The sequence below is a fragment of the Brevundimonas sp. CURTG3B2_SDJG genome, assembly GCF_057364705.1.
Window position 1 is genome coordinate 1 of the sequence record NZ_JBNFOJ010000147.1, and the last position, 7,464, is coordinate 7,464.

The following is a 7,464-nucleotide window of genomic DNA, read 5'->3' on the forward strand; positions in this document are numbered from 1 at the left end:
CGCGGCCGGAGGCGCCCGCCGACAGGCCCTAGCGGCCCGCCTCGGCGAACCAGCGCATCCGGCAGGCCATGATCGCGGTCTCGCCCAGCCGGTCGACCAGGCGCCAGTTGACCACCGCCCCGATCGCGCGCCGACCACCGGGATCAGCTGGGCCAGCTTGGCCAGGTCGATGTAGTCCCGGTACTCGATCTGGAAGGCGCGCCAGTCGTAGTCGGCGATCGCCTCGGGCTGGTCGACGCCCGCGATCCATCTCTCCAGCTCGGCCAGCGCCTCGGGCCGGCGCCGGGCGCTGGCGAAGGCCAGGTGGAAGATGTGCAGCACGAACAGCCGCTCGCTCACCGAGCCGCCGCCCCAGCCGTAGGCGCCGACCAGGTCGCCCAGCATCCGCACCTTGATCGCCATCAGGGCGGGGAAGTCCGCCGCGGCCAGGACGAAGCCGCCCGGCCCCCGCCACCCCGCCCTCGACGCCGGCGGTGTTGCGATAGGTCATGATGATCGCCCGCGCCTTCCGCTCGCGCGCGGCCAGCGAGCCCTCGGCCATGGGGCGCGGCTTCACCAGGTCCGAGCCGAACAGGATCCCCTTGGTCATCGCCTCGACCCCGGCGGTGACCACGGCGTGGACCCGTTCCGGGATGATCCGGTTGATGCGGTCCTGCGTCCCGCGCGTGGCCTTGTCCCAAAGTCCGGGCCGTCTCAGCGTCTTCGCCCGCCAGACCTCGACCTCGGCGCGCACGCTCGTCTCGTCGGCCACCGGGATCAGGTCGGCCGGGGTCTCCTCCGCCGAGACGATTTCATAGGGCGTGGTCACCTGGGGCTCCTGCTGACGCGGCGTCACGGTTGCAGGGCCGCGCGCGCGGTCTAGACCCCGCCACGTTTCCTCCCATCCGTTCAACCCGGCCTCAAGTAGCGCGAAGCGCGATAGGCCCCTGGAGATGCATATGGCTCGCGCGAAGATCGCCCTCATCGGCGCCGGCATGATCGGCGGCACCCTGGCCCACGTCGCGGCGCGCGAAGCGCTGGGCGACGTGATCCTGTTCGACATCGCCGAGGGCACGCCGCAGGGCAAGGCGCTGGACATCGCCGAGGCCACCGCCGTCTTCGGCCAGGACGTGGCCCTGAAGGGCGCCAACGACTACGCCGACATCGCCGGCGCCGACATCTGCATCGTCACAGCGGGCGTTCCCCGCAAGCCGGGCATGAGCCGCGACGACCTGATCGGCATCAATCTGAAGGTCATGAAGGCCGTCGGCGAGGGCATCAAGGCGCACGCTCCCAACGCCTTCGTCATCTGCATCACCAACCCGCTCGACGCCATGGTCTGGGCCCTGCAGAAGTTCTCGGGCCTTCCGAAGGAGAAGGTCGTCGGCATGGCCGGGGTGCTCGACTCGGCCCGCTTCGCCTACTTCCTGGCCGAGAAGACCGGCGTCTCCATCCAGGACATCCACGCCTGGACCCTGGGCGGCCACGGCGACGACATGGTGCCGATGGTGCGCCACTCGACCATCGGCGGCCTGCCCCTGCCCGACGCCGTCGCCGCCGGCTTCCTGAGCCAGGCCGACCTGGACGCCATCGTCGAGCGCACCCGGAAGGGCGGCGGCGAGATCGTCGCCCTGCTGAAGACCGGCTCGGCCTTCTACGCCCCGGCCGAGAGCGCCATCGCCATGGCCAAGTCCTATCTGCTGGACCAGAAGCGCGTCCTGCCCTGCGCCGTCTGGCTGTCGGGCGAGTATGGCCTGTCCGACCTCTACGTCGGCGTCCCGGCCCTGATCGGCGCCTCGGGCGTCGAGAAGATCGTCGAGTTCACCACCAACGACGACGAGAAGGCGATGTTCAAGAAGTCGGTGGAATCGGTCCAGGGCCTGATCCAGGCCTGCAAGGACATCGAGCCGTCGCTGGCCTGACGCCCTGGAACAGCGAGCGCCCGTCGCGCGAGCGATAGGGATCGAAAACAGCGAAGGGCCGCGGAGCGATCCGCGGCCTTTTTCTTTTGTCGTGCGGCCGCGACGATCACTATTTCGCCCGTTCCGCTTCCTGAGGCCGCGCCATGCTGTTCGCCTTGCTGACGATCGTTCTCGCGGCCCAGACCACCACCGCCGAGCCCGACCGCGCGACCGTCACCGCTCAATGCCATGTCGCGCGCCACATTCTGCGCAATTGCATCGTCGTCGCGGAAAGCCATCCTGACAGATACTTCAGCGCCTCGGCGCTCGGAAGGATGGAAGGGCGCCGGACAGACGTGTTCGACGACCTTCAGGTCGCCGATGGCCGCGCCGTCCTGGAGATATCCTTTCCTTTGCAGGCCGAGAACCCCGCAAGCGCGGGGACAGTCCGTCTGCAATGCATGATCGGTGGTCTTCGTCGCCCAGAGAACTGTCGCGTGACAGCCGAAAGTCATCCGAACTCCGGCTTCGCGGAGGCCGCCCTGAAGGCGGTCAGGGAAGCCGGTCCCATCGAGGGCCGCCCTGGCAGTCGGGCCACGTTCAGCTTCACCTTCGTCGTGGCGGACGATACGGGAATTCCAACGGCCGCTTCCGACGCGCCGCGACCCTAGAAAATCCGGGGTCTCCGCCGATGAGAAGCCGCTTCGGGACCTTTCGTCACTGCCCTGCCGCCGCCGGCGCCTGACCCGCCAGATACTGCGCGAAGGCCCGCAGCTGCTGCAGCCAGATGAAGGTCGGCTCCTGCAGCTGGCCGGTCCCCGTGGCCGTCAGCAGCAGGTCGTAGCGCGCGGTCACCGTCGCGTCGCCGCCCGGCGCCGCCGGCGCCGTCCAGGCCGCGGTCAGATAGCGGTTGTCGCGGTTCCAGGCGGTGACCTGGGCCTCCGTGATCGGACCGGTGAAGGTCGCGCCGTACTGCAGGTCGTCGCACAGGCTGGTGCAGGCGTAGAAGGCCAGGGTCCAGGGCAGGGGCTGATCGGCCACGCGCAGCAGCTGGACGTTGGCCGCGGTCTCGGGCTCGCTCACCGATCCGCCCAGGCCGGCCAGCCAGGTCCGCGTCTCGGCCACCGTCACGCCTCCGAGCCGGCGCGGCGGGCGCCTGTGCGAACGCGGCGCGGCGGCGACGGTCAGGGCCAGGCGGCGATCAGGGCGGGCAGGCGCATGCGAGGTCTCTCCGGTCGGTTCGCGATCCAGACCGAGGCCCGGAGCGGAACTATGGCCGTCACCTTAGGGGCCATCAACATTCGGGCGATAGATTTCACGGCCTTCAAGCCCTTGTTTTCCGTCATGGCCGGGCTTGTCCCGGCCATCCAAGATCGCGATCGTCGCCGCAGAGGCGCCCGTCCTGGCCGCCGCGTTCATGGATTCCCGGCACAGGGCCGGGAATGACGGACTTTCAATATCGATTGATCCTACGCCGACCGCTCGCGGGCCAGCCAGTCCGCCCCCGCCATCTCCTTCAGGCGCGACACGGTGCGTTCGAACTCGAAGGCGCCCACGCCCTCGACATACAGCGCCTCGGGCCGCGCGGCGGCCAGGGCGACCAGCCGCGTCCCGGCCTCGTACAGGGCGTCGACCAGCGTCACGAAACGCCGCGCCTCGTGGTGGTTGGCCGGCCCCAGCACCGGCACGTCCTCGACGAACAGGGTATGGAACCGCCCGGCGATCGCCAGATAGTCCTGCGGCCCCAGCGGACGCCCGCACAGCTCGGCGAACGTCGCCCGGGCCAGGCCTCCGTCGGTGCGCTCGATCACCACGTCGCGGCCCAGCACGGCCAGATGGGTCGGGCATTCCTGCTGGTCGCCCTTCAGCTCCTCCCACAGCGCCTCGAAGGCCGCGCGCTGGGCCGGGTCGTCCGCGTCGTACCAGACCTGTCCGCCCATCAGCCGGTCCAGCCGCCAGTCCCGCGCGCCGGCGACCTGGACCACCTCGCAGGCCTGCTCCAGCATGTCGATGAAGGGCAGGAACAGCTGCCGGTTGATACCGTTCAGATACAGCTGGTCCGGCGCCCGATTCGAGGTGATGGCCACCACCACCTTCTCCTCGAACAGCGCCTCGAACAGCCGGCCCAGGATCATGGCGTCGGCGATGTCGGTGACCTGCAGCTCGTCGAAGCACAGCAGCCGGGCCTCGGACGCGATCAGCTCGGCCACCGGCCGGATCGGATCGTCGCCTTTCGACTGTCCGAACACGGCCCTGCGCGCCTTGGCGTCGCCCTTGCGCCACTGGCCGATCAGGTCATGCACCCGGGCCATGAAGGCGTGGAAGTGGGCGCGCGTCTTCCGGGGCTCCGGCGCGCAGGCGAAGAACAGGTCCATCAGGATGGACTTTCCGCGGCCTGGCGGGCCCCACAGGTAGACGCCCTTCACCGCCGGCCGCTGGCCGAACAGGCCGCGCTTCTCCAGGTCCCGCTCCAGCCGCGCGAAGGCCTCGACCACCGGAACCTGGGACGGGTCCGGCGCCAACCGGCCGTCAGCCAGGCGCTTGTCATAAGCGGCGCGAATGCGTGATCCCATCGTTCTCGGGCTTAGCGGGCCGCGCTCCCCCTGAAAAGCGATTGCTTCGCGCCTGCGAAAGACTACATGCAGACGTCTCTATCCGCGTCTCTATCCACACACTTTCGCGCTCAAGCAGCGAGCGACCGCGTCGCGAGCGTTAGCGCGTCCGAAGGACCACCAAAGATGGGCTATGTCGTCGCCGTCGTGGGCGCCACCGGCAATGTCGGGCAGGAAATGCTCAACATCCTGGAAGAGCTGAACTTCCCGGTCGACAAACTGCACGCCATCGCCTCGCGCAAATCCAAGGGCGTCGAGGTCTCGTTCGGCGACAAGACCGTCCGCTGCGAGGACCTGGAGACCTTCGACTTCTCGACCGTCGACATCGTCCTGATGTCGGCCGGCGGCGGCGTGTCCAGGGAGTGGTCCGAGAAGATCGGCAAGGCTGGTCCGATCGTGATCGACAACTCCTCGACCTTCCGCATGGACCCGGACGTGCCGCTGATCGTGCCCGAGGTGAACCCGGACGACGTCAAGCTGGCGAAGAAGAAGAACATCATCGCCAATCCCAACTGCTCGACCGCCCAGCTGGTCGTGGCCCTCAAGCCCCTGCATGACGCCGCCAAGATCACCCGCGCGGTCGTCTCGACCTACCAGTCGGTCTCGGGCGCCGGGAAGGAAGGGATGGACGAGCTGTGGAACCAGACCAAGGCCATCTACGGCCTGGGCGACGCCACGCCGAAGAAATTCCCCAAGCAGATCGCCTTCAACGTCATCCCCTTCATCGGATCCTTCCGCGACGACGGCTACACCGACGAGGAAGCCAAGATGTGGGACGAGACCCACAAGATGCTGGACCCGTCGATCCAGCTGACCGTCACCTGCGTCCGCGTGCCGGTCTTCGTCGGCCACTCCGAGGCCGTGACGGTCCAGTTCGACCGTCCCATCAGCCCGGACGAGGCCCGCGCCATCCTGCGCGACGCCCCGGGCGTCCAGGTGATCGACAAGCAGGAAGCTGACGGATACGTGACCCCCATCGACGCGGCCGGCGAGTTCGCCGTCTACGTCTCGCGCATCCGCAAGGATCCGACGGTCGAGAACGGCCTGTCGTTCTGGGTCGTCTCCGACAACCTGCGCAAGGGCGCGGCGTTGAACGCCGTCCAGATCGCCCAGCTGCTCGACGAGTCCGGCACGATCCAACCCAAGAGCGGCTATCGCACCCTGACCGTCTGACTGCGCGGCCGCGCCGTCCGACGCGGCCGTTTCCCGCCAGCCTCGCCGCCTCCCCCGGGCTAGTCCCGTCGGCGAAGGAGTAGATCATGGCTTCCGTTCCCGGCTCCGACCAGAGCCGCGCGGCCCTGCTGTCCGCGTTCGCCTGCTACACGCTGTGGGGCATGATGCCCCTGCTGTTCATGGGGCAGCACGCCCAGGGCTTCGACGCGCTCGAGATCCTGGCCCACCGCGCCCTCTGGGCGGTGCTGGTCGCCGGCCTGCTGGTCTGGCTGGCCAGGCAGGGCGGCCAGGTCGCGGCTGTGTTCCGCACGCCCAGGACCCTGGCCTGGCTGGCCTTCTCGACCGTGCTGATCGCGGTCAACTGGGGCATCTACGTCTGGGCCACGACCCATCATTCGACGCTGGAAGCCAGCCTGGGCTACTACATCAACCCGCTGCTCAACATGATCGTGGGCCTGTGGCTGTTCCGCGAGAAGATCGACAAATGGGGCTGGGTCGCCATCGGGCTGGCGGCGGTCGGCGTCCTGCTCCAGGCCCTGGCGCTGGGCCGTCCGCCGTGGATCTCCCTGGCCCTGGCCGTCTCGTTCGCCACCTATGGCGTCATCCGCAAGCGGGTCCCCATCGACGCCCAGGCCGGCCTGCTGGTCGAGTGCCTGCTGCTGGCGCCCCTGGGCCTCGCCTGGGTGCTGTGGCTTCAGCACACCGGCGCGGGCGTGGGCTTCGACAGCCCGGGCCATATCGCCTGGGCCCTGGCCAACGGCCCGGCCACCGTCCTGCCGCTGGCCCTGTTCGCCTGGTCCGCCCGCCGGCTGCCGCTGTCGACCATCGGCTTCATCCAGTTCCTGGCGCCCACGCTGCAGTTCGCCGTCGGCGTCTGGGCCGGCGAGGCCCTGACGTCCTTGCGCATCGCCTCCTTCGCCTTCATCTGGATCGGGGCGGGCGTCTTCGCCGCCGCGGCCTTCTTCCGCCTCCGCGCCGAGCGCCGGGCGCTGAGGGACTCGGCCGAGCCGGCGTAGTTCCTCCCCCGGCGGGGAGGGGGACCGTCCGCAACCCGCAGGGCGAAGGAGGGTGGAGGGGCGTTTGAGACGCCCTCGATCAACCCCGTCCTCGAAACCCCAATTCCGCGCTAACGTCCGCCGATGTCGCGCGCGCGCCGCCTCCCCTCCACCGCTTCGCGGTCCCCCTCCCCCGCTGGGGGAGGAACGCTGAGCAACACTCGCAAGCGCTGGGTGCTGGCCGCCACGGTCCTGGGCTCCAGCCTGACCTTCATCGACGGCTCGGCCCTGGGCGTGGCCCTGCCCGCCATCCAGCGCGACCTGTCCGCTGGCCCCGCCGACGCCCAGTGGGTGTCCAACGCCTATCTGCTGACCCTGGGGGCCCTGGTCCTGATCGGCGGAGCGGCCGGCGACCGCTTCGGCCGCCGCCTGGTCTTCCTGCTGGGCGTCGCCGTCTTCGCCCTGGCCTCCATCGGCTGCGCCCTGGCCCCGAGCGTCGACCTGCTGATCGCCGGCCGCGCGGTCCAGGGGGATCGGCGCCGCCCTGCTGACCCCCGGCGCCCTGGCCGTCATCGGCTCCTGCTTCCCCGCCCAGGAGCAGGGCAAGGCTTTCGGGACCTGGGCCGGGGCGGGGGCCGTGTTCGGCATGATCGGCCCGCTGGTCGGCGGCTGGCTGGCCGACGCCGCCGACTGGCGGTTCATCTTCTGGATCAACGTCCCGCTCGCCGCCCTGACCGCGGCCGTCACCCTGCTCGGCCGGTGCCCGAGACGCGCGACCCGGACGCGCGGGCCTGGACGGGCTCG

Annotated in this window: 8 protein-coding genes and 1 pseudogene; 5 read left to right on the top strand and 4 right to left on the bottom strand. The window is 69.7% G+C overall.

The features are described 5' to 3' along the window. Together AC2W7C_RS10955 and AC2W7C_RS10960 are read right to left on the bottom strand one after the other, a co-directional pair. Positions 1 to 402: EcsC family protein (locus AC2W7C_RS10955; protein ID WP_486001473.1), on the bottom strand; the 402-nt coding region annotated here is incomplete at its 3' end. A 97-nt stretch (positions 403 to 499) separates the two neighbouring features. Next, a pseudogene (locus AC2W7C_RS10960) lies at positions 500 to 1,042 on the bottom strand (EcsC family protein); the annotation flags it as partial. Between AC2W7C_RS10960 and mdh the strand changes: the two are divergent. Both mdh and AC2W7C_RS10970 read left to right on the top strand, forming a co-directional pair. Further along, positions 939 to 1,901: a malate dehydrogenase gene (mdh, locus tag AC2W7C_RS10965; RefSeq protein ID WP_486001474.1), complete on the top strand. Its 963-nt coding sequence runs from the start codon at positions 939 to 941 to the stop codon at positions 1,899 to 1,901. The pseudogene AC2W7C_RS10960 and the gene mdh overlap by 104 nt on opposite strands. 143 nt (positions 1,902 to 2,044) lie before the next feature. Next, positions 2,045 to 2,551 carry an energy transducer TonB gene (locus tag AC2W7C_RS10970; RefSeq protein ID WP_486001475.1) on the top strand — a complete coding sequence of 169 codons (507 nt, stop codon included), beginning with the start codon at positions 2,045 to 2,047 and terminating at the stop codon, positions 2,549 to 2,551. 46 nt (positions 2,552 to 2,597) lie between these two features. On the opposite strand, the gene AC2W7C_RS10975 is transcribed toward AC2W7C_RS10970, so the two are convergent. Both AC2W7C_RS10975 and zapE read right to left on the bottom strand, forming a co-directional pair. Further along, entirely contained in the window at positions 2,598 to 3,005 is a 408-nt protein-coding gene (locus AC2W7C_RS10975) for a hypothetical protein (protein ID WP_486001476.1), read from the bottom strand. A 344-nt stretch (positions 3,006 to 3,349) separates the two neighbouring features. Then, a complete protein-coding gene (gene zapE, locus AC2W7C_RS10980; RefSeq protein WP_486001477.1) occupies positions 3,350 to 4,453 on the bottom strand; it encodes a cell division protein ZapE in 1,104 nt (367 codons plus the stop codon). 165 nt (positions 4,454 to 4,618) lie between these two features. On the opposite strand from zapE, the gene AC2W7C_RS10985 reads away from it, so the two are divergent. The 3 genes from AC2W7C_RS10985 to AC2W7C_RS10995 all read left to right on the top strand — a co-directional run. Beyond that, positions 4,619 to 5,665, top strand: coding sequence for an aspartate-semialdehyde dehydrogenase (locus AC2W7C_RS10985; protein ID WP_486001478.1), 1,047 nt, complete (start codon positions 4,619 to 4,621; stop codon positions 5,663 to 5,665). An 86-nt stretch (positions 5,666 to 5,751) separates the two neighbouring features. After that, positions 5,752 to 6,681, top strand: coding sequence for an EamA family transporter RarD (rarD, locus tag AC2W7C_RS10990; RefSeq protein ID WP_486001479.1), 930 nt, complete (start codon positions 5,752 to 5,754; stop codon positions 6,679 to 6,681). Positions 6,682 to 6,894: 213 nt separating this feature from the next. Then, the coding region (locus AC2W7C_RS10995; RefSeq protein ID WP_486001480.1) for an MFS transporter at positions 6,895 to 7,464 on the top strand (570 nt) is incomplete at its 3' end.

Bases quoted from the DNA above. Each gene is read 5' to 3' on its own strand.
- mdh (WP_486001474.1), top strand. From the start codon at position 939: ATGGCTCGCGCGAAGATCGCCCTCATCGGCGCCGGCATGATCGGCGGC.
- AC2W7C_RS10970 (WP_486001475.1), top strand. From the start codon at position 2,045: ATGCTGTTCGCCTTGCTGACGATCGTTCTCGCGGCCCAGACCACCACC.
- zapE (WP_486001477.1), bottom strand. From the start codon at position 4,453: ATGGGATCACGCATTCGCGCCGCTTATGACAAGCGCCTGGCTGACGGC.
- AC2W7C_RS10985 (WP_486001478.1), top strand. From the start codon at position 4,619: ATGGGCTATGTCGTCGCCGTCGTGGGCGCCACCGGCAATGTCGGGCAG.
- rarD (WP_486001479.1), top strand. From the start codon at position 5,752: ATGGCTTCCGTTCCCGGCTCCGACCAGAGCCGCGCGGCCCTGCTGTCC.